Genomic DNA, 24,890 nt, shown 5'->3' with positions numbered 1-24,890 from the left:
GCGGGGCTTCACTGCTGGACCCCTGTACACATAAGTGAATCACCACTAGACTGATGCTGCAACCGATTCGGGTTGCGAATCCATGCGGTGAAATGAGGAAGGCTCATGGACCGAAAAGCGCGGGTGGCCGGTGTGGGACTGGAGCCCTTTGCTACGCCTAGTAAAAGCCGTGCATATGACGAGATGGGTGCGGCGGCAATAGTCTCCGCTCTCGCGGACGCTGGGGTCGAGTTCGGTGATATCGAACAGATCTACGTCGGCTATGTGTATGGTGACTCGACATCTGGGCAGAATGTTGCCTATCGGGTCGGAATGACCGGAGTGCCGGTCGTCAATGTCAACAACAACTGCTCGACCGGTTCGTCGGCGCTGTGGCTCGCCCGGCAGTCCGTCGAGAGCGGTGCCGCGGAATGCGTGCTCGCCGTGGGGTTCGAGCAGATGCAGCGCGGTGCCCTCACCGCAAAATGGGACGATCGGCCCACTCCGTTCGACCGATTCATGGCGGTCGCCCGCGAGGCCGCGCCCGCGGCGGACGAGGTGCCGATGGCCGCGCAATTGTTCGGCGGCGCCGGCGCGGCGTACGCGCAGCGGTACGGGATCGCCGCCGAGACCTACGCCCGTATCGCGGTGAAGGCACGGCAGCATGCGGCGCACAACCCGCACGCGGTGTTCCGGGAACCGCTTACCGTCGCGGAAGTAATGTCCTCGCCGCATATCTTCGGCCCGCTCACCCGCCTGCAATGCTGCCCGCCGACCTGCGGCGCCGCGGCGGTGGTGGTGTGCAGCCCGGAATTCGCCCGCCGCCGCGGTATTCCGGCGGTGGTCGAGATCGCGGCCCAGGCTATGACCACCGATCGGCCGAGCAGCTTCGACACCGCCGACCTGATGAAACTGGTCGGCTACGACATGACCGTTGCCGCCGCGCAACAGGTCTACGAGGCCGCGGGTATCGGCCCGGACGAGATTCCGGTGGTGGAACTGCACGACTGCTTCACCACCAACGAACTGCTCAGCTACGAGGCGCTCGGACTCACCGCGGAGGGGACGGCGGAGAAGTTCGTGGCCGACGGGCAGAACACCTTCGGTGGCCGGGTGGTCACCAACCCTTCGGGCGGGCTGCTGTCGAAAGGGCATCCGCTGGGGGCGACCGGGCTCGCGCAGTGCGCCGAACTCACCTGGCAGCTCCGCGGACAGGCCGGAAACCGGCAGGTGCCCGGCGCAGGCGTCGCGCTTCAGCACAATCTGGGTCTCGGTGGGGCGTGCGTGGTTTCGCTGTATCGGAAGGTCGATTGATCATGGCGATCGACCAGGCCGTCATCGGCACAGTCCTACCCGAAACCAGCCTGCTCGTGGACCGGAGCCGGTTGCGCCTGTTCGCGAAGGCCACCGGTGCCACCGATCCGGTCTACACCGATATCGCCGCGGCGCGGGCGGCCGGGTATCCGGATCTACCGGTGCCGCCGACATTTCTGTGCGCCCTGCACAACGAACAACCGGATCCGCTGTCCTGGATCGCCGGGCTCGGGGTGGACCTGGGCCGGGTACTGCACGGGGAGCAATCCTTCGAGTACAAGTCGATGGCGTACGCCGGCCAATACCTGACCGCCCGCAGTCGCATCACCGACGTGTACCAGAAGAAGGGCGGGGCACTGGAATTCCTCACCCGGGCTACGACGGTGACCGGGCCGGACGGCCGGACCGTCGCCGAGCTCACCGATATCGCGGTCGTCCGGCACGAGGAGCCGCGATGAACCGCAGTGCCACCGTACGAGTCGGCGACACCCTGCCCCCGGTGCGGCCCGCCCCGATCACGCGCACCACGCTGGCGCTGTTCGCGGGCGCTTCCGGCGACCACAATCCGATCCATATCGATATCGACGCGGCGCACGCCGCCGGGATGGCCGATGTCTTCGGCCACGGCATGCTGACCATGGCGCATGCGGCCCAACTGCTCACCGGCTGGATTCCGCAGCAGTATCTGCGCCGGTTCGAGGTGCGGTTTTCGGCGATCACGCCGGTGCACGCCGAACCGCTGTGCACCGGCCGGGTCACCGCGCTGGACACCGTGGACGGCGAACAACGCGCCACCGTCGAACTCACCGTCACCCTCGCCGACGGCATCACGACTCTTGCCGGGCAAGCCGTGGTGGCACTACCCGATTACGACCCCTCCAATTGAAAGATGAGTACCGATGGGAAATCTGGCCGATAAAGTAGCAATCGTCTCGGGCTCGGGCCGCGGTATCGGCCGGTCGGTCGCGCAGAAGCTCGCGGCCGAAGGCGCGTCCGTGGTCGTCAACGATCTCGATGCCGAACCCGCGGCCGAAACCGTCGCCGCGATCCGGGCCACCGGCGGGCAGGCGGTCGCGTGCGCGGGCAACGTCACCGACGACGATTTCGCGCAACGTTTCGTCGGCACCGCGGTGGAGTCTTTCGGCGGTCTCGACATCATCGTCAACAACGCCGGCTACACCTGGGATTCGGTGATCCAGAAGATGACCGACGAGCAGTGGGACGCCATCCTCGACGTCCATCTCAAGGCGCCGTTCCGGATTCTGCGGGCAGCGCAGCCCGTGATCTCGGCGGCGGTGAAGGCGGCGCGTGCGGCCGGTGCGCCCGTGCCGTGCCGCAAGGTTGTGAATATTTCGTCGATCGCCGGTATCGGTGGTAACGCCGGGCAGTCGAATTACGCCGCGGCCAAGGCCGGGATCACCGGCCTGAGCAAGACTCTCGCGAAGGAATGGGGACGCTACAACGTCACGGTCAATTCGGTGGCCTTCGGCCTGATCCTGACCAGGCTCACCGAAACACCGGCGGGCGGTGACGGCGCGATCGACGTGGCGGGTCGCGAAATCCGGGTCGGCGTCAATCCCGAACTGCTGTCCACCTTGGAACAGGGCATCCCGCTCGGCCGCGCCGGTACCCCGGACGAGGCTGCCGGTGCCGTGTATCTGCTGTGTACACCCGAATCGGACTACATCAGCGGGCAGACCCTGGTCTGCGGCGGCGGATTCCTGAACTGAACCAGCGCACGATATCGACCGGAGGGATCATGAACGCCTATCGCTCACCGTGGATGACCGAGGATCTGGACGCGCTGCGGGATCTGGCCCGGTCGTTCTGTGCCAAGCACATCGCACCGCATCAAGCGCGCTGGCGCGACCAGAAACATATCGATCGGGAAGTATGGACCGAAGCCGGTGCCGCGGGCCTGTTGTGCTTGTCCGTACCAGAGGAATACGGCGGCGGTGGGGGAACATACGCCCACGAGGCGGTGCTTCTGGAGGAGCAGGGCCGGGTGGGTGATACCGCGTGGGGAATCGGCGTGCACAGTGTCGTCGTCGCGCACTATCTGCTCGCCTACGGTACTGAGGAGCAGAAGCGGACGTGGCTACCGCGCATGGCCACTGGTACGGCCGTGGGCGCCATCGCCATGACCGAGCCCGGGGCAGGCTCCGACCTTCAGGGCATTCGTACCCGCGCGGTGCGCGACGGCTCGGAGTATGTGGTCGACGGTGCGAAGACATTCATCACGAACGCGACGCACGCCGATTTCGTCATTGTGGTCGCACGAACGGACCCGGACGCGGGATCGCGAGGTATCTCACTGGTCCTGGTCGAAACCGATCGCGCAGGCTTCCGGCGCGGCCGGATCTTGGACAAGATCGGCCAGCGGGGACAGGACGCCTCGGAGCTTTTCTTCGATGGCGTACGGGTTCCGGCGGCAAACCTGCTCGGCGGAGTCGAAGGCCACGGTTTCGCCCAGCTGATGGGTCAGCTGCCGAAAGAACGTCTCACGATAGCGGTCACCGCGGCGGTCGCGATCGAAACTGCTCTGGATCTCACTGTGCTTTACACCAAAGACCGCAGTGCATTCGGTCAGCGGGTGTTCGATTTCCAGCACAGCCGTTTCACGTTGGCCGAAGCAGCCACCGAGGCTCGGATCGTGCGCTGTTTCGTCGACGACTGCCTGCTCCGGTTACTACGCGAGGAACTCGACGGAGCGACGGCCGCCATGGCCAAGTGGTGGACCACCGAGCGGGCGATGCACATCATCGATCGCTGCCTGCAGTTGCACGGCGGGTATGGCTACATGGCCGAGTATCCGATCTCGCACCTCTGGGTCGACCAGCGAGTACAGCAGATCTACGGCGGCACCAATCAAATCATGAAAGAAATCATCGCCCGATCCCTCTAGACGCGGCATACACACAGGAGTTCGCCGATGTACCTGACCCAGCTTCTGCACCAGGCTTTGCAAACCGACCCCGGCCGAGTGTTCACCATCGACGGTGAACGGAGGCGGACGGTCGCCGAATCCGTCGACAGGATCGCCCGCCTGGCCGGCGGGCTCGCCGGGCTCGGCGTCGTGTCCGGCGACCGGGTCGCCATGCTGGGCCTCAATTCCGACCGCTACGTCGAATACCTCTTCGGTGTCTGCTGGGCCGACGCGGTGATCATGCCGGTCAACAACCGGTGGAGCGATGCCGAAATCGCCTACGCGCTGGACGAATCGGAAACCCGCGTGCTCCTGGTCGACGGGGCCTTCAGCAGCCGGGCGGACGGTATCCGGGAGCGGTACCGCGGGCTGGACCGCATCGTGTACTGCGGAGACGAGGCCTGCCCGGAAACGATGATCGACTACGAGCAGTTGATCGCCGGTTCCGCGCCCGCCGCGGATGCCCGCCGGGGCGGCCAGGATCTGCTCGGGCTCTTCTATACCGGCGGAACCACGGGAGCCCCGAAGGGAGTGATGCTCAGCCACAACAGTGTGCTGGTCAACGCGCTCGGTTGCTTCACCACCGGCGATTGGTTGACCCAGCACGGCCGGATGCTCCATGTGGCCCCCATGTTCCATCTTGCGGACCTGTTCCTTCTCATCAGCGGATCACTGGCGGGCCAGAGCCACATCATGCTGTCCGGGTTCACGCCCAGCGGGGTTGCGGCTGCGATCGAGCAGCACCGGATAACCGATGTCCTGCTGGTTCCCACCATGCTCCAGCAGATCGTCGATCAGCCCGATATCGCCGCCTTCGATCTGTCGTCGGTCCGGCATGTTCTCTACGGCACATCGCCGATCTCGGAAACCCTGCTCGAGCGCACCAGAGGGCTGGTTCCGCAGGCCGCCCTGGCGCAGGCGTACGGGATGACCGAACTCGCCCCGGTGGCGACCATCCTGCGGGCCGAAGACCACAGTGACCCGTCGTTGCGCCGTTCCGCGGGCCGGCCCGCGCCACATGCCGAGGTGCGTATCGTCGACGAGGACGATGCCGAGGTGCCGCGGGGCGTGGTGGGGGAGATCGTGGCACGTGGCGACCATGTGATGCTCGGCTACTGGCAGCGGCCCGAGGATACCGAGATCGCGCTGCGGGGCGGCTGGATGCATACCGGCGATGCGGGATATATGGACGAACGCGGATACGTCTTCGTGGTCGACCGGATCAAGGACATGATCGTCAGCGGTGGTGAGAACGTGTACTCCGCGGAGGTGGAGAACGTGCTCGGCCGGCATCCCGCGGTCGCGTCCTGCGCGGTGATCGCGGTGCCCGACGAGCGGTGGGGGGAGCGGGTCCACGCTGTCGTCGTCCGCAGGTCCGGACAGCAGGTGACGGCAGACGAGCTCGAGAAGTTCTGCCGCGAACACATTGCCGCCTACAAAGTGCCGCGCAGTGTGGATTTCGTCGCGGCCCTGCCCCTTTCCGGGGCCGGAAAGATACTGAAGCGTGAACTGCGCAAGGCTTACTGGTCCGAGAACAGCCGGCAAGTAGGTTGATACGGGTGACCACTGGATCGGTACCCGATGCCCCGCCGCGCGGAACCCGGCCCCGCAACCGCCGGGATCTCATCATCGCGGCGGCGGTCGACCTGTTCCACCGGTACGGATACGAGCAGGTCTCGATGGGGGAGGTGGCGAAGGCCGTCAACGTCAGTCCGTCCGCGCTGTACCGGCATTTCGCGGGGAAACCCGAACTGCTCGTCGCTGCTGTCGTCAGCGAGATGGCGCCGTTCCGGCAGATCTTCGCCTCGGTGCTGACCGCCTCATCCCGGATCGGCCCGGACGAACTCGCCGGCCAGGTCGCCGGGGTCGCGGCCGAGGTGAGCCGGCTGGGGACGCTGTGGCGGCAGGAAGCGCGCAGCCTGCCCGCCGACTCCTACGCGGTACTGCGGTCGGAGATCCGGTCCACACTCGACCAGTTCACTGCCCTCATCCGCGCGCAGCGGCCGGAACTGTCCGAGCCGGACGCCCTGCTCCTGGCCGAGAGCACCTGTTCGGCGCTGTGCGCGACCTCCCATCGCAGCCGGGACCTGTCGCGCAGCGAGTTCGAGCACGTCCTGCGCGATATCGCCGGCACGATATTGAACGCCGAACCGGTGGCGGCCGGCGCCCCGACCGCTCGGCCCGCCGGATACCTGCCGGTCACCCGCCGAGAGCGGCTGCTCGCCGCCGCCGCCGCGCTCTTCGCCGAACGCGGCTACCTTTCGGTCAGCATGGAGGAGATCGGTTCGCGGGCCGGTATCACCGGTCCCACCGTCTACTACCATTTCGGTTCCAAACAGGAGCTACTGGCCGCAACCCTGGAACGCGGCGCCGAATGGCTGTGGCGCGACCTCTACCGGGCGCTGGACGGAACCGGCGACGCCGCGCGCGGCACCAAGGTACTCGGTGCCTATGTGGCGTTCATCGCCCGGGACAGCGAGTACGCGGCAATCCTCGGCACCGAGACGCGGCACCTCGACGATACGAGCCGCGACCGGCTCCAGCAGAGTCACCGTGATTTCGTGGGGGAGTGGATCGAACTGATCTGCATCCAGAATCCGGCGGTGGGCGCGGCCGAGGCGAAGATCCGGCTCGATGCCGTGCTCACTTTCGCCAGCGATATCTCCCGTACGCAGTATCTGTGCCATCGTCCGGGAGTGTTCGAAACCATCGAGCAAATCGGGCATGCGGTGCTCTTTCCGGAGCGGCCGGTCGTGGCAAATGAGTGAGAACCCCCGGTCGCCGCGAGTGCCTGTGTCCGGTCCTGTCGGTCGGTCGGCGATTTCACCAGGGGGCCGCCGCGCCGAAGAGGGTGGTGCGGCTGGTTCTATCGGCGATCTGTGACGTCACTCATCGGTGGATGTTGGCGTCGGTCGGGATCGGGAGATGTTCGTATCGGCGAATTTTGACGTCGTGATCTTGGTTGCGGTGCGAGGATCGGTGTGCTTGGTCTCGGGTCCGGTCCTTGTGGAAGTGAGCCGCTGTTGCCTCGTCAGTCGAAGGTCGAGCTGTATGCCGCGATACGTCGGGATGCTCGGGCGGGGATGTCGGGGCGGGCGTTGCAGGCCAAATATGGGGTGGGGTGGCGCACGGTTCAGGCGGCGACGAATATGGTGTGGCCGGCGGAGCGGAAGTCGTATCCGCGGCGGGGGTCGAAGCTGGATCCGTTCAAGCCGTTCGTCGACGAGGTGTTGCGGGCTGATCTGGATGCTCCGCGCAAGCAGCGGCACACGGTCAAGCGGCTCTATGCCCGGTTGATCGATGAGCAGGGAATGTCCGGCATCGCATATCAGACGCTGCGGGATTATGTCGCTGATCGCAAGCCACAGATCCGGGTAGAGGCCGGTCGGGGGCCAGCGCAGGTGTTCATCCGGCAGAGCCATCGTCCGGGTGAGGAAGCCGAGGTCGATTTCGGTGATGTGACGATCCGGCTGAGGGGCGAGCTGGTCCAGGTTTATGTGTTTGCGCTGCGGTTGTCATTTTCGGGAAAGTCGGTCCACCGTTGCTTTCTTTCCGGTGGTCAGGAAGCGTTTTTCGAGGGCCATGCGCACGCGTTCGCGGTGCGGACCGCCGGGGTCAGGCCGCAGGTCGCAGCGGGCCGATATAGGTGCCCGGATGGGTGGCGCCGTCCTGGCGCTGCACGCTCACGCCGGTCGGCCACGGTGCCTCGAGTTGGGCACCGGTGCGGCCGCGCTGGTCGCCGACCACGGACCCCAGCAGTGGTTCGGGGCCCGGAGGTGCGGGAGAGTCATCGCCTGAGCGAGTCCGGGCGAACCGTGGGAAGCTCGTACCGACGCCGTGGCGGGACCGTCAGGCGCTGTGATCCTCGCCGTGGATCCGGAACTCGGGGGATGTTCCGCTGATGGGGACCGGGTCGCTGCTGGGTTTCACGGCGTCACCGAAATACCGGATCCGGTAGCTGCCGGGTTCCGCATCGGCGGGGCTGTGCCAGCCGATGGTGATCCGGGAACTCTGCGCCGGACCGGGCGTCCATTCGAAGGTGGTCTCCCAGTCGCCGTCGTCGGCGATCGTGCGCCAGCGTGCACCGTCGTACCGCTGCACCATGACATAGGTGCTGCCGCGATGGAGATCGTGATTGGGGTGCGCACCGGCGAACTCGACACTCACCCGTTCGCCGGCACGATACTCCGGCTCCGGCTCGGTGAGTACGTCGCCGAAATTCTGTCCCACCGGCGGGAAGTCCGGCGGCGGATCGGTTTTTGCGGATAGCCACAGCTGCGACAGATCGGGCGCCGCGGCCCCCGCGGGCAGGGGGCTCTCGTCGCGCAGCGCGGTCGCGAGCTGCGCCGCGATCTGTTGCAGGGCCGGCAACTGCCATCGGCCGAACAGGGTGCTCGCGCCCTCGTAACGCTGTGCGGTGTACTCCTCGGGCGTCGTGACGTAGTGGAAATAGGCGTTGCTGTACCCGGCGATCAGGACATTGGCCGGCTCGACCCCCAGGATTGCCGCTACCGTGCGCCGCAATCGCAGACCGGCGGCGATCGTCACTTCACCCGGAATACCGAGCAGATACAGCTCGGCGATCTGGAACAGCTGTACCGGGACGATCTCCTGGACGTACGGCTTGGACCGGTTGAGCAGTCCGCCGGGGGCGACGATCGCCTTGGGGGCCTGCGCATCCCGCAGTGCCGGTGCGAACAGGTACGCCGACCGGGACAGGAGATCCCAGCCCGGGTTACGGCCTTCGTGGAATGTCTTCCAGTTCGTGGGCCCGTCGTACCCCGCACCGGCGAAGGCTGCCGCGCCCCCGGCCGGTCTGCCCGTGCGGTGCTCGCGACCGTCACCGGTGAACTCCTCGGACACGGTCACGGCGGACAGATCGATATGCAGGAAGCGGTAATCGACGATGCCCGCCATTCGCGGCATGTATCCCGCGGCGAGTTTCGCTGCCGCCTCGTACTGGCGCAGGCCGAGGATCCGGGTGTTCTCCCGCTCGTCACCTGTGGGGCCGTGACCGGGCTTGCCGTCGAGATTGGGCGACATATCACCGGCGTTGGTCTGCGCGAAGGCCGCGACGAAATCGGGGTCTCGGTCCACCAGGTAGTTCACGCCCTCGACCACGCGTTCCCAGTGATACGCCGCGTATCCCTTGTTGTCTCCGCTGATCAGCGTGTTCCGGTTGGTCATGGACGTGCCGTGGGTGGCGAACCAGTTGACCGCGCCCACCGGTTCCCCTTCGCGATCGATACGCAGCAGGGTCGTCTGCGGGTCGATCGCGTCCGGGAAGAAATCCCTGTCCTCTTCCGGATTCAGGTCGAATGCCGCGCGCGAGCGGTTGACGCTGGCCTCGTGCAGTTCGCCGTGGATCAGGCGCAGGGTGGCCGGTGCGATATCGACGTGTGCCCGCTCGACCGCTTCGACGATGCCCTCGACGATCGCCGCGAAGGTCTTCGGCCGGAACCCGCCGGAACCGTTGTACAGCCGGTGATGCGAATAGCCGCCGGGCCCGCAGTGGGTATGGGTGGCGGTGATCATCACGTTGGATTCGGTGTAGGTGTCGCCGAAACGCTGCGCCAGGCGGCGCAGCACCTCCTGGGTGACGCTGGAGAAGATCAGCGGTAGTTCGGTGACGACCAGCAGGACCCGGCGGTCCACCAGCGGGTCCACGAACACGAAGGCGCGGGCGCGCAACCGGAGATGGATCCCGGTGGTCTTCTGATCGGCCTTGCCGTAACCGAGCATTCCGGCCTCGGCCGGTTCCCCGGTGATGTCGGCAATGGCACGGCCGACCAGATGGCGGTCGGTCGAGTAGTTCGTTTCCGGCATCGACCTCTTCTGTCCTGTCGGGATCGGTCCGCGGCAGCGGTGCGGGTTCGGTACACAGACAAGTTAGCAAGGACAGATCGGGAACGACTTGCGTCACCGACGGTTTCGTCTCCGGGCAGGTCGGCGGTGGTCGCATCCACTGTCGAGCAGGCCGTACCGCTGCGGTGGCCGACCGGCGGGCCCGTTGCCCGGCGGTTTTCACAGGTGCGCGACCGGGGCGCGCGGCTGCCCGCCAGGACCACGGCGACGATGCGTTCCGCGTCCCCGCGATCATGCTGGTGCGCAGCCGGCCGGACCGTTATCGCAATCCCCCACACAGAGCAGTCCCCGGTAGTCTCCATCGGATTCCTGAACCTCAGTCGTCGCTGACTGTCCGGGGTTCCGACTGGCTTGCCGGGGGCCTGGCCGGATCTCCGAGGGGTGTCACCGCGATTCTCCGAACGTCTTCTTCGAACCCGTCACACTCTTCGTTGTTCCGGTGTATCTCCAGTCTCCTCCGGATCGGCCGCCAGTCAAGACCTGAACCGCAGGTGGTGCCGATGTTTTGTCCCGCCGGGTGTCCCGGCCGCTGTCTCAGTGCAGTGCCGCGACAACCGCGCCGTACATGGTGGTCTTGATGGCGGCGAGTGTTGCGGGGTTCTTGCCCACGAGGGGGGTGATCCGTTCGACGGCGGTGGTGCGAACCGCCGATTCAGCGGCGGTGGCGTCGACGAGTCCGGCGGCCAGTGCCTCCGGCCCGGCGAAACGATGACCGGTGGTCATGGCGGTGACCGCGGCCTGCGGACCGAGTTTGGCCTGGATGAGCGCGGCCATGCCCGGGGTGAAGGGGATATCGATATCGACCTCGGGGAAACAGTAGTAGCCGCGGTCGGCGCGCATGACGCGGTAGTCGTGGGCGATGCCCAGCATGGCGCCGGCGCCGAAGGCGTGGCCGTTGACGGCGGCGACGGTGGGCAGCGGGAAGGTGAGGATCCGGGCGAACAAAGCCTGGACGCGGGCGACGTACCATTCGGCGCGGTCGCCGTTGGCCATCAACCAGTCCAGGTCCAGGCCGTTGGAGTAGAACTTTCCGCTACCGATGGTGATCAGGCCCTGGGCTTCGCGTTCGACGGTGTCGAGGTGGGCGTCGACGGTTTCCAGCCAGTCGGGAGAGAAGCGGTTCTCGTCGTCGCCGAGTGTCAGTACGGCGATCTTGTCCTCGTAGTCCAGGTTCGTGGTCATCGGGTGCCTTTCACTTCGTGGTCCGGGTGCTGGGGTAGGGGCAGCGCCAGTACGGCGCGGACGGCGGCCGCCAGGCGTTGACGCACTGCGGGTTCTGGAGTGCGCCGGCCGCGCAGTAGCAGCGCGGTGGGTAGTTCCACGACACAGTCGCGGACAACTGTGAGCGCTTCGCGGTCGGCCCGGTCGAATACGCCGCGCGCCAATACGGTGAACAGTTCGGTCAGGGCCTGATCGAGCCGGCGCATATCCCCGGCGATATCGTCGGGCATCTCGCCGGAACCGAGTAGTTCCGCTCGGGACACGGTCAGCAGGAACCGACCCGAGGCCGGCTGCCGCAGCAGGAATTCGGCCGGTGCGTCAGCGGCCGCGACGACCGCCTCGACAGCCTGCTCGACGGATGCCGCCGCGGTCAGTTCGCGATCGGCCGCCGCGCGCTGCAGGTCGAGGAACCGCTGTGCCGCCCGCAGCCATACCCGGCCCATCAGTCCGGAACGCGAGCCGAAGGCGTGATAGATCGCCCCGTTGGATACCGCGGTGGCCGCGGAGAGCGCCCGGACGGTGACTGTTGCGGGCCCGGTGTCCACAGCCATCTGCTCGGCGGTATCCAGCAGGTACTCGAGGTCGTGTATTCGAGGGCGGGGCATGATCCCATAGTAACAGAGCAATTGCTCTGTTACTGATCCCGGTGCACCCGAAATCCGCCGGGCAGCCCGTCGGGTACGCTTCGGGCAACGCCTGCGCGCGACGCACAAGCCGGTGGTGTGCCGGTTCTTCGCGACACCAGAGCTTGCGGTCGGATCCCGGCCTCACGCATCCGGCTTGTCTGCCCTCCGCGCGGCCGATGCCTCGACCGGACTGTGCTGGTGCCCGCGTTCGCTCTCTCTTCCGGGAAATGATTCCCACGCCGGATGGCGACCGGCACTCATTCCGAACTTCACCGGGCCCGCGGTCATCTCACCCCACCGACTGATCGATTCCCGAAACCCGCAGTGACAGAGCGTTTGCCGAAACCCGACGACAGAATGGAGACCGCAATGACATGGTCGATACCCCAGGTCACCACCGGTTGCGAGCGTTACCTCCTCGAGCATGTGCTCGATCGCAACAGGGCCGAATTGATCAATGCGGTGCGCGGCCTATCCGAAGCCGAGTCCCGCCGCCGGCTGGTCACCTCGCTGACCACGCCGATCGCCCTGGTGAAACACGCCGCGACCGCCGAGCGGATCTGGTTCCAGCATGTGCTCGCGGGTGTACCCGAAGGCGAATGCGGCGGCGGCACAACAGGTGGCGACCCCAGCTTCGTTGTCGGTGACGACGAAACACTGGCGGACGTGATCGCCGAATTCGAAGGAGCCTGTGCCCGTTCCCGCACTGTCGCCGCGGAATTCGATCTCGACGATATCGTCACCCACCACCATCTCGGTGATGTCAGCCTGCGGTTTATCTACCTGCAGCTGACCGAGGATTTCGCGCGGCACGCCGGCCACGCCGATATTCTGCGCGAGCAGATCCTGGATTCCAGGCCGCCCGATCACACCGGGCAGGCGCACTGAAATGTTGCCGCTCGCACCGGTTGCCGGCGATCCGGCGTTCGCCCGGATCCCGGTGAACCGGCGGCTATTCCGGAATCAGGTCCGCGCGCGGATCGACACCGAAGTGCTCCGCCAGTTCGGTGATCGAGGCATGCGCGCCCTGGATACTCACCGAGAGAACGAAAGGCTCGTCGTCGACGTGGAGCACGTCGCCGGAAAGGCGCTGCCACAGCGGGTTCGCTTCGAACGAAGCCTGCTGATCCCGGCTGGAATCGCCTTCGTCGCCCGGCGGCGTGTAGGCCGAGACCAGGACGACACCCGCGTCCGCCTTCAGGATCTGCTCCATCGACAGCGGTGTGAAGATCTTCTCGGTGGTATCGGGTGCGCCGGCCGGGCGCGGGATGCCCATATCCGCCATGATCTCGCCGATGAACGAATTGCTCGAATACAGCCGCGCGGTGTCCTCACCGGCGAAACGGATCAATGAGTAGGTGATATCGGGCCGTTGGGCCCGGATCTGGTCGCCCACCGCCGCAGCGCGTTCCTCGTAAGAGGTGATCAGCTCTTCGGCTCGGTCCTTGCGACCCAGTGCCTCGCCCAGCAGGACGATATTCTGTTTCCAGGTCGGGCCGGTGGACTCCGAGAACACCGTCGGCGCGATCTTGCTCAGTTGGTCGTAGAGCGATTCGTGGCGCACCTTGGCGGAAATGATGAGATCGGGTTCGAGTTCGAGAATCTTTTCGAGATCGGGTTCGGCCGTTGTGCCGACATTGACCGAATCGGCGACCTTCTCGTCGATATCGCCCAGATACTCCGGGAACGGATTACCCGGATCCGCCCGGTATTGGACGTAACCGGCGAGCGGAACGCCGAGTAGTAGCGCCGCGTCGGCGTAGCTGGGATCCAGCGCGACGACCCGCTCCACCGGGCCGTCGACGGTCGTGACCCCCATGGCGTGTTCGACCGAGATCGAGGAGTCGTTGCCGCCCGCCCCGCCCGGCTCCGTCTCGCCGGAACCGCCACAGCCTGCCGCGAACACCAGGCCGCAAGCCATGAGAGAGATCAATGATCGCCGCGCGATCGGTCGAGGGGATATACCTCTCATGACGTGACCTTTCTTCCGGGCCGGGCGGTACGACGCCTCCGAATAAGGATAGGCTGCCCAACGTAGGACGACCTTAGCAAGGAGTACCGAGATGTCGACACCGCATCCGCGAGCGCACCGGTGCTGAACGACACCCCCTCCGGCCCGCCGGCCTCCACGGGCACTGCTTCGCCGACGCCGGAAAACGCCCTCCGATCCGTCCGTTCACCACTGCTCACGGTCGTCGTTGTGATAGCCGCGGTACTGGCCGCCATCGTCGTGAGCGTGTGCGTCGGCAGTAACCCCTCGAGTGTGGCCGAGGCGTGGCATGCGATCTTCACCCCCACCGGAACCGATATGGACGTGACGATTCGCGAGCTCCGCTGGCCCCGCACGCTCATCGGTATCGCTGCCGGCGCCTGCCTGGGGGTGGCCGGGATACTGACCCAGGGCCATACCCGCAATGCTGTCGCCGAACCGGGACTGCTCGGCATCAACCAGGGCGCGGCCCTCGCGATCGTCGCCGCCACCTTCCTGCTCGGCAGCCTTCCCGTGCACGTCGAAGCCGGTCTGGCCTTCGCCGGTGCTCTGATGGCCAGTGTCCTGGTCTTCGCGGTCGGCACCGCCGCCCGGCACGGGGCAACCCCGGTCACCCTCGTGCTGGCCGGCGCGGCCGTCGCCGCACTATGCGGCGGCCTGGTCACCGGTCTGGCACTGCTGGACAGCGCATCCCTGGACACCCTGCGTTTCTGGCAGGTCGGTTCGCTGGCGGCACGTCCGCACACGATCGAGGCGATGTGGCCGTTCGTCGCCGCGGGATTGCTACTGGCCGTGCTGAACATCGGCGCGCTCAACACGCTGGCGCTGGGCGAGGACACGGCGCGCTCGCTCGGTACCTCGATACCGCTCGCCCGGTGTGCCGGTATCGCCGCGATCACCCTGCTCGCCGGATCCGCCGTCACCATGGCCGGCCCGATCGCCTTCGCCGGCCTGCTCGTGCCGCATATCGCACGTTCGCTCGCCGGCGCAGACTACCGTCGATCGGTGCCCGCGGCGGCCGCGTTCGGAATCGTCGCGGTCCTGCTGGCCGATACCGCCGGCCGGGTGATCGCGCGACCGGGTGAGCTGTCGGTCGGGGTTGTGCTCGCGGTGATCGGGGCGCCGTTCTTCGTGTTCCTGGCCCGCCGCCGCAGGCTGGTGACGGTATGAGCGGCGCCGCCCCGAATCTGCTCGCGCCCACCCGTGTTCTGCGGTGGAGGCGGATTTCCGTGCGCATCGCACCCCGCGCGCTGACGGTGGGTGTCTCGCTGTTCCTGCTCGTCCTGGCAGCCGCAGCCGTACATGTGGCCAACGGGGGTTCCGCGTTACCGCTCGACGAGGTCGTCCGGGCGCTGCTCGGCGATGATTCGAATACCCGGGTTCATCTCGCGGTGACCGAATTCCGGGCGCCCCGCACCGTCGGCGCGATCATCGCGGGTGGCTGCCTGGCCATGGCCGGAGCGTTGACCCAGACCGTCGCCCGCAACCCGCTCGCCAGCCCCGATATCCTCGGCGTCACCGCCGGTGCCTCGCTCGGCGCTGTCTCCGTACTGGTGCTGGCCGGTGGTGGCGCGGCGGGTTTGAGCGGTATCGCCGCGGAAACCGGATTACCGGCTGCCGCGTTCACCGGCGGCGTACTGGCCGGGGTAGTGGTGTACCTGCTCGCGTCGTCGGGGACTCTCGACAGCTATCGCCTCGTACTCGTCGGTCTCGGTATCAACGGCCTGGCTGTGAGCCTGACGACCTGGCTGCTGACACTCGGTGATGTCACCAACGCGGCCCAGGCCCTGACCTGGATGTCCGGGTCCCTCAACGGTAAAGACTGGCTGCTGGTCCGGCCGATGGGCCTGCTGGCACTCGCCCTGCTCGCGGGTGCGCTCCTGCTGGGGCAGCGGCTGGTACTGCTCACCATGGACGACGATGTGGCGATCGGCCTGGGCGTACGCCTCGGTGGCCTCCGGCTGTATGCGCTGCTGCTCGCGACACTGCTGGCCTCCGCCGGTGTCGTCGTCGCCGGCCCGCTCGTCTTCGTGGCACTGGCGAGCCCGCAGATCGCGCGCCTGCTCACCGGCTCGCCCGCCCCGCCGCTGTTCCTGTCCGGCCTGGTGGGCATGGTGTTCGTCCTGGTCGCCGATACGGTCGCCGCGAACGCGCTGACGGTATCCCTGCCGGTGGGGGTGGCCACCGCCGTACTGGGCGGCCCGTACCTCATATTTCTCGTCCTGCGGAACCAGAGGAGACTGACGTGACGGAGTCGGTACTGCGCACGGAGAACCTCACCCTCGGTTACGGCGGTGCCGATATCGTCACCGATATGACCTTCGAGGTCCCGACCGGATCGGTGACCTCGATCATCGGCCCCAACGGCTGCGGCAAATCGACCCTGCTGCGCGGTCTCGGCCGGCTGATCGCACCCCGTTCCGGCCGTGTACTGCTCGACGGCTCACCCATCGGCAGTCAACCCACCCGCCAGGTTGCCCGGCGCATCAGTATCCTGCCCCAATCACCCGCTGCCCCACCCGGTCTCACCGTCGCCGACCTCGTTTCCCGCGGCCGCCATCCCCGGCAACGGTGGTACGAGCAGTTCTCCGTCCTGGACGAGAAAACGCTCCGGCACGCGCTGACCAGCACCGGCATCCTCGACCTCGCCGGTACCCGGCTCGAGGAACTCTCCGGCGGCCAGCGCCAACGCGCCTGGATCTCCATGACGCTCGCCCAGGAAACCGGCATCATGCTGCTGGACGAGCCGACGACCTATCTGGACCTGGCGCATCAAGTGGAGCTGCTCGAACTGATCGTGCGAATGAACCGCGAACACGACCGCACCATCGTCATGGTGCTCCACGACATCTCCCTGGCCGCCCGCTACAGCGACCATCTCGTCGCGATGAAAGACGGCGCCATCGTCACCCAGGGCCGGCCCGAAGAGGTCGTGCGCCCGGAGGTACTGCACGACGTATTCGGCCTCACCGCCCAGGTGATCACCGAACCCACCCATGGTCGCCCACATGTCATTGCACTGGGCTCGATCGCGACGGGGACATGACCTCGAACGGGGCCATCGCCGCCTCGAGCCGGCAACCAGATGGTGCAGTCTTTCGGTCGATCGAGGCAAGCACTAGCTGTACGGGATCAGGGCGGCGGCCGCCATAAATACTGTCAGCGGGCAGGGGCGATGCCGGGGCGGTGTACACGCTGAGTTTCGCCGCCGGCGGCGTCGGTACTCACCGGCGCACTGCGGAGAACCAATCGCTGATCGAGGCTGCCACTGTTGGCCGCCAGGATAGCCAAGGGTGGAACTGCGGTATTGCATGACGGCGCCATGGACCGCTCCGGAGAGTGATGTGTATCCGCGCCCGACGTTCCTACTGTCGTTTCGTGATCACCGATAACACGATAGGTGCAGTGCGCCGACACCGTCCGGAACCGGCGACCGGTCCCCGTTGGTGGCGCCGTCCCTGGATTCTCCCGTTGGCGGCCGTGGCAGTGTTGTTCGTCGCGGTCTCGCTACCCCGGTATCTGACCTTCGATCCGGCTCTGTCGAGAGTTCAGCGCCCCGGCGTCGCGATGCACTACCCGTTACTGGTTGCGCACGTGCTCTTCGGTTCCATTGCCATGATCACCTGCTGTATTCAGGTATGGCCGTGGTTTCGCCGGAAGTATCCGTCCGTACACCGCTACGCCGGGCGCATCTACGTTCTGGCAGGTGTGCTGCCCGCGGGCGCTGCTGCGCTGGTCCTCGGGGCGACAACTCCGTTCGGGCCGGTCGCCATGGCGAGTAATGTGCTGCTGGCCGTCATCTGGCTCGGCTGCACGCTGCAGGGCTTCCGCACAGCCCGGCAGCGTCGTTACGCCGACCATCGCCGGTGGATGATCCGCAGCTTCGCACTCACCCTGTCGATCATTACCAATCGAGTGTGGGGTGTGCTGGTCGTTATGGCGTTGGCGCCGCAGCTCGACACCACGTTCGGCGGCAACGAGGAACTGTTCGGGCATGCGGTCGGCGGGACCGTGGCGTGGCTGGGCTGGACGGTACCGCTGCTCATCGCGCAGTGGTGGCTCGACCGGCCGCGCACCACCGCCTGATCAAGACACGGGCGGCGTCGAGGAACAGTGGTGGATGTGCCGATCAGGAGTCGGCGGGGACGGCGGCGATGAAGGTTCCGCCGCCGAACCGACGGTAGTGGGCACTGCCGCCGGGCAAGGCGTCGAACGGGATGAATGTGGGGTATTGCGGGGCGCGGAGGTCGGCGATGAGGGCTTCGTCGGGAAGAGTCGCCGCGGCGGCCGCCAACTCGGTGTCCGAGCAACGGCGGGCCGACAGCGCGTCGAGGGTGGTCGCTGTCGACTCGTCGCGAGGTAAAAGGATCTCGGCCGTGTTGGTCCACCAGTCCCGGAAGACTGTTTCGAAGTCCAGGTCGTAGCGATCGTCATCGTCCAGGTCCAGAACGAGATCCTCGACCTGTTCGCCGCCGGCAACCCGCAACGACAGGTCCAGCCCCTCGGCGAGCGCGGCGAACCAGTCGCTGACCGACGGCGCGACGAGAGTGCAGGTGTTGTCTTCCCAGTGACAAAAAACCGGTCCCCAGGCACCGGTTTCGGAATCGATATCTGCGAAATAGGTTTCCGCAGCGGCATTGTCGTGTAGCGCCCACCAGGTTGCCGGGGCTCCGGCACGGCAGCACCTGGTCTCTGTGTTCTCCGGATGCCCGAAGGTGACCGGAGCGTGGTCGTCGAACGAGATTGCGCCGATCTCACGTGCCAGCAGGCGGATATCGGACGGGACGGGGACCGGCCAGGTGTCGATCACATCGTCCGGAGTACCTGGCCCCAGCCGAACCTTACCGTCCGAGGCGGCCGCCACGGCCCGCAGTCGCCCAATCGCTTCCTCTGCCCGCGTAACCGGATTGTTCATGAGTTACTTTCTATCGGAGGTCATACCGACGGTCGAAACGCTATCGGGCGAAAGAGGTACTCAGCGAGCCGTCCAAAGACCAAGAAACTCCTGAACTTCGGGAACTCTGGCATGTGCCCGAAGCGAGGTAGCGAGTTCGCCGAGACGCCCCTGTAGCCGCCTGGAGGCAAGATCCAAGATGGTTGGCAACGTTTCGACAAGCTGATTGCATGCGGCGGCAACGTCTCCGCTCTGCAGGAAGTTGTGCGCGAGATGTAACTGCCATGAGGCCCGCTCCCGCGGCCACGCCGCAGATTCGGCTATCGCTTCCATGAGGTGTGCGGTGGCGGCAGCGTGGTCGCCGAGTCGCATATGGGCTTTGCCGGAGACCCCGCTCATTTCTGCCTTCGGCAGATACACCCAGTCCGGATCGAACCCCCGGTTTGATTCGTACGCCCGGAATGCCCGTGATATCGCGTAAGCCATCTCGGATCGGTCGCCCCTGGCGCCGGCGGCTTCGGCCTCCCGAAGCGCCATCAGCGCTCGCAGCTTCGGCCCGCCTCGTCGCAATGCCGCGCGCGAGGCAGCTTGGGCATACTGCACGGCCCGCTGATCGCCGTTGGTGCGGGAGCCGAACCGATTGACCATCAGGTGGCTGGCATTGCCGAGAGCGTGAGCAGCTGCGATGCCATCGTCCGCGGCTGTCGCTGTCTGCGCCGCCTCGGTGTAGTAGCGCGCAGCTTCATCAGGATGCCCGGAGTCGTAGTGCACCCAGCCTGCCGCGGTCATCATTTCAGCGGTTGCACCGGCAAGCTCGCGACCGACCGCATCGCTGTAGGTACCGACATTCAGGAGCTGCTGAGCATAACGAACCTGGCCGGTGGCCAACCCTCGTAGCCGGTCTCCGCCGATCACTAGGTCGAGGTTGTGAAGCTGCTGAATGCTCTCATTGATGGCCGCGAGGTCAGGGGCGCCAACCTTGACGGCTGGGGGTGGCGCCGGATCGGCGGGGATCGACATAGCGCCGACAGTGATGGCCGCCGTGCCCGCTCTGAAGAATTCGCGTCGTTTCACGTCCGCCTCCTCTTCATCCTCCACCACCAGTATGGCAAGTGGAATGTGTAGTGCGCGGGCTACACGGCGCAGCACACGCACATCGTGGACACCGGAACCGTCCCGCTCCAGCTGAGAAATGGCGGGCTGGGTATACCCGAGGACGGCACCCAGCTCCGCCTGGGTCATGCCGATCGACCGTCGGATACGTCGGATGACCTCGCCGGTCGTCATATGCATTCTGTTCTCCCCGCTCCCGGAGCCCGCTTCTGCATGGATTGCCGGATGACCAGCCCCATTGTCCAGCAAAGGCTTACCGACCAGCAACGGACAATATGTGAGTTTCTTATATCCCAAAAAGGGCGCTGCTTTCGGCCCTCCTGTGGCCGAAAGCAGGCCCTACGGTCACTCCGACGCCCGGTGCCAGGTGACGCTGTTTCCAGGACGGCGCACCAGCCCCTGCAGGTGGCGGGAAGCCGGTGGCGAAAGCCCTGGCGCCGGGTGCCACCAACCATCGGACCGAGGATGAGGGAGTGCCATGAACAGGGAACTGCCAACCAGAGACCGAGGCGCGACCGGTATCCCCGCCGGAGCCGGCTGGACCCCTCCGGCGACGCTCGTCCAGCTGGAACACCTGCTACAGGTGATCCGGAGGTGGGCGGACACCGCCGAGGACCGCCGTGCCTGACCGGAAACTCCGGCCTGCAGCGGTCGCGCTGATCCGAATGGACATCTCCACGCGCGGTGTCGACCTGTACGAACTTGCCGAAAGGCACGGGTACCGGCTGGTTCACACGGTCAAGGTCGACACCGTCGCCCGGCTGGCCATCTTTGCGCTGGCCAGGCATGCGGCCGAGGCCGGCGCGGAAGCGGTGGTGGTGCCGAGTTTCGAACATGCCGAGGACCTACGTCACTTCATCACCGAGAACGCTGCCTTGATCACGCCGATGCAGCTCTATCCGCGCGGGTACTGCTGGCCCAGCGGGAGTTTCGAATCGGCACTGATTTGATGTCGGCCGACACCGCACTTCTGATATTGGTGCTTTCGCTGATCGGCCTCACGATCGCGCTGTGCCTGCCGACTGATCGTCCGTAAGTGGAGGTCACGGTATGTGCTGCTCTGCCGGTCGGGTAACCGGCATGGACGAATCATCTGGTCACCGGCAAAAGCGGACAGAGGACACCTGAGATGAACACTGAATTCGAGCGTGCCCAGCAGGACCCGGAATACCTGGCGTGGCTCGAGGTCATGGACAGCGAGCTGAACCGTTTCCTCGCCGAGGACGCGCCCGAGATTGGCAAGCTCGACGATTCTTACACTGCGGAAGGGCAGGCACTGTGTGAGCAGGCGATCCGGGACCGGTTCGGTAGGGGGCAAGCTATTGCGGATCCCGTCAACGCCGAGATGGCCGACCGGTTTACCCGCTACATCGGTGAAGTGCACCGGCGCGCCACCGAAGCTCGTTGGGTGAACGCCGGCCGTATGTCCGAGGGCGCGGCGATTCGCCCGCAGTTGTTGTTCCCGTTCTCCGAGTATTCGTTCGATCCGTGTGAACAGATCGGTAGTGCCTTCGCTGCCGACCCGCAGCTGCCGTCTGAGCTGGTGTGGGTGCTGAACAACATGCTCGAGGAGCACACGCGATGGGTTGGGTTCGGGCGTCCTTCCGTCGATGAGTACTGGCGGCTCTACCTCGAGCGTTGGTGGCCGAGACCGATGGAAATGACTTATAAGGGTGCGGTGAGACCGCTGGGACAAACCTGATGCGCTGACGCCTGCAGAGCGGCAGCAATACGAAGAAAGGTACGTCCCCGGAAAACTCCGCGATGGCGAGATCCCAGGGACCGTCGTTGCCACGATCAGCAGCGGCACCGTAGCGTTCTACCGCGACACCGGATCGAACAGCAGGGGAAGGGCTCACTATGGATAACGTGTGGTTCGACGAGGCCGCCCAACAAGGCTCGGACTGGCAGCTGTTCGCACGCCCGGCCCGAATCGCCGAACAGGTCGATCGCCTGTTCACCGAGACGTTACCCACCGTTCCGACCGGCCCCGGCGGCTGGAAAACCTATGCCGGCGATCCCGTCCCGGCCATGCCGCAGGTCGACGATCGATACAGCGACGACCTGACCCTGCATTGGCTCGCGCAGGTGTTCGATTTCTTCTTTCCCGACGAGGACACGTTGTTCGACAAGGCCGATATCGCCGACCAGTGGGTCTGCTACATCGGGGCTTACTTCGTCGAACGCTGTGGCGGCCGCTGGGCCAACGTTCCCAGCGTCGGCGGGACGCTCTACGAGTACGGGCCATCGGTGGTCTACGACTGGCTTTCGTCCACCGCCGATTTCCCGGTCGACCTGTTGTGCACCGCGGTCGAAGAACAGGATTTCTCGGTCGTCACCGACAAGTGGTACCAGCGCGACGCTGACTATGCCGAGGCGCACGGGTTACCGCACGAGGCCAACGATCTGCGCCGAACACTCGGATGAGTTCGTGAGTGGCCGGGGGTGTGGGGGATGCCCAGCGACGATGAACAGCACCGGCGCCGATCCGCGCGGGGGCGAAAGCACAACGAGCGCGGCCGCCATTTCCACCGCGGAATGGCGCAACTACGTGGCGAGACGGGCAAGAACGGCTGGCGCCACGAGGTAACCGTCGAACTGTGCCGAGGTGTCGAGCGCAGACACGACACCGCCCGCGTCAATGAACGCGGAGGCCGCGATTTCACCGAGTACAAGGGCGGCAATCGGGTCGGCGGCGAGCGCACCGCGGACCAGCTCGCCAAAGATCGCGAAATCCTTACGCGCGACGTGAACGCACGCGGCACATGGGTACTCGTTCAAGGCGCGGTCAGCTCCACCGTCCGCAAAGAACTCGAGGCCCTGGCCCACGACTTTCCCGGGCGGTTCCGTATCGAGGAAGTCACCCCCGCTCGAGCGCGGCAGGCCCGCACCCTCGGCCGCAATCTCGAGCGCGAGCGTAACCAGCTCGAACTGGTCGACGGCGATGCACTGCGGTCGGTGCAACGGGCGCGGGAAAGGGCCCAACGCGCCCGGGACACTGCACGCATACGGGACGCCGCCCAGCGCGCTGTCGAACGTGACGAGCGCGAGCGCCGGCAGGGACGCGAAGAACGGGCACGCGAAGACGAGCGCATCCGAGAAGCGACTTGCCGCGCGCTCGCACAAGTGGAGATCGAACGCAAGGCGAAAGAACAACGCGAGGCCGCCGAACGGCTGGCAGCCGCCGCACGCGAGGCAGCCGCCCGCGGCGAGCGCCGCGCGATGAGTACCCGCGAGGTGGCCGACGTGCTCGCCCTATCGCAACCGACGCCGGGCGTCCAGAGCCCGAACCATCACCCGCACGTCCAACACCGCAGCAACCGGGTGCGAGAACGCAACAGCAGGGAACGGGGCCTCGGGCGCGAACGCTGAGTGCCACCCCCGCATGCCACTACAGCCCACAGCGCCAACGCGGGGGTCTGATTACGGCGTTCGATGCCGGGGCAGAACCGGATCCGCTCGCACGGCCGCAGTCCCCGGCATCGAACGACCTCACAGTGACCCATGCGAATTACCATGGAGGGTAAGGCGATGGCTTTGACGGCGCTCGAGCTCGGCACACCGATTGCGATCGGCTATCTACGCAGCGACATATCCGGCAGTACGCGCGTTTACGACGAGGCCAGCAGTTCGGCGCGCTCGTCGTGTGGTAGCAGTCCCTTCAGGGGGGAGACTTCGCGCATTTCGATCGAGTCGCGGTCCAATCCGGTAAGTACTCGATGAAGTCCGGGTAGGTCGCGTTCTTCGAGGAGCGAAGTCCAGCGATCGAGGTTACGTAGATGGGGTTGGCCGGTCACTCCGTTTCGGAGCTGCTGAATATTGCGGTCGATCCGTGGCCGCCGGGATTCGAGAGCCGGCCGGGTGAGATGGGTCGCGAGTCCACGGTGCAATTGCCAGGATCTACGCTCGGAGCGGGTCAGTTCGGGGAGTAGCGGTCAGCGTACGACCTCGAGGCGAAATCCCATACATGAGAGCAGCCGGCCGAGCTGTTCGTCGCTGAGGTTTGTCTTTACGGACAGGAATTGGCAGCGCACCACGAGGCCGTCCACGATCCCGACGTCGCCGAATGTGCCGCTGAGGGCGTCCGGTTCGGCGTTCAGGAACTCTTCGGAAGTGATCCGAGGGGGCTCAACCCCGGACGGCCATCGGTGCGACGAGACCGCAACTGTGTTCCCAGTGCTGACAAGTCGGAACGGCGGCATTGTCCGGCGGGAGTTCGAGAACGATATGGACTACAGGTCTGTTCCGGTACATCCGTGAATGTCTCGAATACGCAAAACACGAAGCGACGAAAGGGCTTTCAGTAATGAAACCTTCCGGATATGCGATCATCCACACGATCGATCCGCACATCGAACACAGATAGGGAAAAACACAATGAAATTCGCCAAAATCGCTGCAACGGCGTTGCTTTCCACTGCGGCCGTCGGCGTGATGGCCGGTACGGCACACGGTGAGGCGACCATGGCGCATCCGGTGGCCGGGAAAGTGGACGGGAATGTGGGGTATTCGATGGCGTGGTCGCCTGACCGCTCCAGCGCGACCACCACGCTGACATCGGGTAATTTCGAGGTCACCGCGGATTCGGTCGAGGTCGTCGCGGCCGACGGCGAAGTGCTGGAAGAGGTGCCGCTGGTGTACCAGGTCGCGGGCCGGGAAGTCCGTCTCGATGCGCAGGTGAACGCGGCCGGAACCGCCCTGACCATCGACCGTCCCGCGGCTGCCGCAAACGGTGCGCCGGTGCCGGCTGCGCCGCTGAAGGATATCGCCAGTAACGACACGATCATCCTGGGTGCTGCTATCGGCTGCGGGATCGGTGCCCTCGTCGGTCTCATCTTCCTGGTCTTGGGTGCCCTGCCCGGTTGTCTCATCGGTGCCATCGTCAACGGCGGCCTGGTGATGAACGGCCAGGGGATCCTGCCGCCTCGGTAATCGAACCTGCCGGGCGGTACCGCCCGAACC

25 protein-coding genes are annotated in these 24,890 nt (G+C 65.9%); 17 read left to right on the top strand and 8 right to left on the bottom strand.

Annotation, left to right across the window (positions count from 1 at the left end; genetic code table 11):
* The first annotated feature begins 105 nt into the window (after positions 1-105).
* The 7 genes from IU448_RS19460 to IU448_RS19430 are packed head-to-tail and all read left to right on the top strand — an operon-like array spanning position 106 to position 6,987.
* On the top strand, positions 106-1,293 hold the full coding sequence (locus tag IU448_RS19460) for a lipid-transfer protein (RefSeq protein ID WP_195057098.1): 1,188 nt from the start codon (positions 106-108) through the stop codon (positions 1,291-1,293).
* Positions 1,294-1,295: 2 nt separating this feature from the next.
* Positions 1,296-1,751, top strand: coding sequence for a MaoC family dehydratase N-terminal domain-containing protein (locus IU448_RS19455; RefSeq protein ID WP_195057097.1), 456 nt, complete (start codon positions 1,296-1,298; stop codon positions 1,749-1,751).
* A complete protein-coding gene (locus IU448_RS19450; RefSeq protein ID WP_195057096.1) occupies positions 1,748-2,179 on the top strand; it encodes a MaoC/PaaZ C-terminal domain-containing protein in 432 nt (143 codons plus the stop codon). The genes IU448_RS19455 and IU448_RS19450 overlap by 4 nt, the downstream gene beginning before the upstream one ends.
* Before the next feature lie 13 nt (positions 2,180-2,192).
* Complete coding sequence (locus IU448_RS19445) at positions 2,193-3,023, top strand: SDR family NAD(P)-dependent oxidoreductase (protein ID WP_195057095.1); 831 nt, start codon at positions 2,193-2,195, stop codon at positions 3,021-3,023.
* A gap of 29 nt (positions 3,024-3,052) precedes the next feature.
* Complete coding sequence (locus IU448_RS19440) at positions 3,053-4,198, top strand: acyl-CoA dehydrogenase family protein (RefSeq protein WP_195057094.1); 1,146 nt, start codon at positions 3,053-3,055, stop codon at positions 4,196-4,198.
* A gap of 27 nt (positions 4,199-4,225) precedes the next feature.
* Positions 4,226-5,773: an acyl-CoA synthetase gene (locus IU448_RS19435; protein WP_195057093.1), complete on the top strand. Its 1,548-nt coding sequence runs from the start codon at positions 4,226-4,228 to the stop codon at positions 5,771-5,773.
* 5 nt (positions 5,774-5,778) lie between these two features.
* Complete coding sequence (locus IU448_RS19430) at positions 5,779-6,987, top strand: TetR/AcrR family transcriptional regulator (protein ID WP_195057092.1); 1,209 nt, start codon at positions 5,779-5,781, stop codon at positions 6,985-6,987.
* An 847-nt stretch (positions 6,988-7,834) separates the two neighbouring features.
* Here the strand turns inward: IU448_RS19430 and IU448_RS29425 are convergent.
* The 4 genes from IU448_RS29425 to IU448_RS19415 all read right to left on the bottom strand — a co-directional run bounded on the left by IU448_RS29425 (position 7,835) and on the right by IU448_RS19415 (position 11,910).
* A complete protein-coding gene (locus tag IU448_RS29425; protein ID WP_267467170.1) occupies positions 7,835-7,966 on the bottom strand; it encodes a hypothetical protein in 132 nt (43 codons plus the stop codon).
* Between the two features lie 102 nt (positions 7,967-8,068).
* Positions 8,069-10,045: a neutral/alkaline ceramidase gene (locus IU448_RS19425; protein ID WP_195057091.1), complete on the bottom strand. Its 1,977-nt coding sequence runs from the start codon at positions 10,043-10,045 to the stop codon at positions 8,069-8,071.
* Between the two features lie 573 nt (positions 10,046-10,618).
* Positions 10,619-11,266: an enoyl-CoA hydratase-related protein gene (locus tag IU448_RS19420; protein ID WP_195057090.1), complete on the bottom strand. Its 648-nt coding sequence runs from the start codon at positions 11,264-11,266 to the stop codon at positions 10,619-10,621.
* A complete protein-coding gene (locus tag IU448_RS19415; RefSeq protein ID WP_195057089.1) occupies positions 11,263-11,910 on the bottom strand; it encodes a TetR/AcrR family transcriptional regulator in 648 nt (215 codons plus the stop codon). Before IU448_RS19415 ends, IU448_RS19420 begins: the two co-directional genes overlap by 4 nt.
* A 390-nt stretch (positions 11,911-12,300) precedes the next feature.
* Here IU448_RS19415 and IU448_RS19410 point away from each other — a divergent pair, with 390 nt between their 5' ends.
* Positions 12,301-12,819 (top strand): DinB family protein, encoded by a 519-nt coding sequence (locus IU448_RS19410; protein WP_195057088.1) that lies wholly within the window; start codon positions 12,301-12,303, stop codon positions 12,817-12,819.
* A gap of 64 nt (positions 12,820-12,883) precedes the next feature.
* Here IU448_RS19410 and IU448_RS19405 read toward each other — a convergent pair whose 3' ends face one another.
* Positions 12,884-13,852 (bottom strand): ABC transporter substrate-binding protein, encoded by a 969-nt coding sequence (locus IU448_RS19405; RefSeq protein ID WP_228813632.1) that lies wholly within the window; start codon positions 13,850-13,852, stop codon positions 12,884-12,886.
* A gap of 279 nt (positions 13,853-14,131) precedes the next feature.
* On the opposite strand from IU448_RS19405, the gene IU448_RS19400 reads away from it, so the two are divergent.
* The 4 genes from IU448_RS19400 (at position 14,132) to IU448_RS19385 (ending at position 18,007) form a co-directional block, all read left to right on the top strand.
* Positions 14,132-15,091, top strand: coding sequence for a FecCD family ABC transporter permease (locus IU448_RS19400; RefSeq protein ID WP_280457950.1), 960 nt, complete (start codon positions 14,132-14,134; stop codon positions 15,089-15,091).
* A gap of 59 nt (positions 15,092-15,150) precedes the next feature.
* On the top strand, positions 15,151-16,170 hold the full coding sequence (locus IU448_RS19395) for a FecCD family ABC transporter permease (protein WP_280457949.1): 1,020 nt from the start codon (positions 15,151-15,153) through the stop codon (positions 16,168-16,170).
* Positions 16,167-16,967 (top strand): ABC transporter ATP-binding protein, encoded by an 801-nt coding sequence (locus IU448_RS19390; protein WP_280457948.1) that lies wholly within the window; start codon positions 16,167-16,169, stop codon positions 16,965-16,967. Before IU448_RS19395 ends, IU448_RS19390 begins: the two co-directional genes overlap by 4 nt.
* A gap of 434 nt (positions 16,968-17,401) precedes the next feature.
* A complete protein-coding gene (locus IU448_RS19385) occupies positions 17,402-18,007 on the top strand; it encodes a DUF2306 domain-containing protein (RefSeq protein WP_324188642.1) in 606 nt (201 codons plus the stop codon).
* A 43-nt stretch (positions 18,008-18,050) separates the two neighbouring features.
* On the opposite strand, the gene IU448_RS19380 is transcribed toward IU448_RS19385, so the two are convergent.
* Together IU448_RS19380 and IU448_RS19375 are read right to left on the bottom strand one after the other, a co-directional pair.
* Entirely contained in the window at positions 18,051-18,836 is a 786-nt protein-coding gene (locus IU448_RS19380; protein WP_195057083.1) for a hypothetical protein, read from the bottom strand.
* 60 nt (positions 18,837-18,896) lie between these two features.
* Complete coding sequence (locus tag IU448_RS19375; protein WP_195057082.1) at positions 18,897-20,108, bottom strand: helix-turn-helix domain-containing protein; 1,212 nt, start codon at positions 20,106-20,108, stop codon at positions 18,897-18,899.
* Between the two features lie 485 nt (positions 20,109-20,593).
* On the opposite strand from IU448_RS19375, the gene IU448_RS19370 reads away from it, so the two are divergent.
* The 4 genes from IU448_RS19370 (at position 20,594) to IU448_RS19355 (ending at position 23,300) form a co-directional block, all read left to right on the top strand.
* Positions 20,594-20,878 (top strand): hypothetical protein, encoded by a 285-nt coding sequence (locus IU448_RS19370; RefSeq protein ID WP_228813628.1) that lies wholly within the window; start codon positions 20,594-20,596, stop codon positions 20,876-20,878.
* A 179-nt stretch (positions 20,879-21,057) separates the two neighbouring features.
* Positions 21,058-21,630, top strand: a complete 573-nt coding sequence (locus IU448_RS19365; RefSeq protein WP_195057081.1) for a hypothetical protein — start codon at positions 21,058-21,060, stop codon at positions 21,628-21,630.
* Between the two features lie 158 nt (positions 21,631-21,788).
* Complete coding sequence (locus IU448_RS19360; protein WP_195057080.1) at positions 21,789-22,355, top strand: hypothetical protein; 567 nt, start codon at positions 21,789-21,791, stop codon at positions 22,353-22,355.
* 27 nt (positions 22,356-22,382) lie between these two features.
* On the top strand, positions 22,383-23,300 hold the full coding sequence (locus tag IU448_RS19355; RefSeq protein ID WP_195057079.1) for a hypothetical protein: 918 nt from the start codon (positions 22,383-22,385) through the stop codon (positions 23,298-23,300).
* Positions 23,301-23,539: 239 nt separating this feature from the next.
* Here the strand turns inward: IU448_RS19355 and IU448_RS19350 are convergent, their stop codons facing one another.
* Positions 23,540-23,818 carry a hypothetical protein gene (locus IU448_RS19350; RefSeq protein ID WP_195057078.1) on the bottom strand — a complete coding sequence of 93 codons (279 nt, stop codon included), beginning with the start codon at positions 23,816-23,818 and terminating at the stop codon, positions 23,540-23,542.
* A 487-nt stretch (positions 23,819-24,305) separates the two neighbouring features.
* On the opposite strand from IU448_RS19350, the gene IU448_RS19345 reads away from it, so the two are divergent.
* Positions 24,306-24,860 carry a hypothetical protein gene (locus IU448_RS19345; RefSeq protein ID WP_195057077.1) on the top strand — a complete coding sequence of 185 codons (555 nt, stop codon included), beginning with the start codon at positions 24,306-24,308 and terminating at the stop codon, positions 24,858-24,860.
* Positions 24,861-24,890: the final 30 nt, after the last annotated feature.

Origin of the sequence: Nocardia flavorosea, from assembly GCF_015477805.1 — a bacterium.
Lineage (GTDB): Bacteria > Actinomycetota > Actinomycetes > Mycobacteriales > Mycobacteriaceae > Nocardia > Nocardia flavorosea_A.
This window is presented reverse-complemented; position numbering and strand designations above follow the sequence as displayed.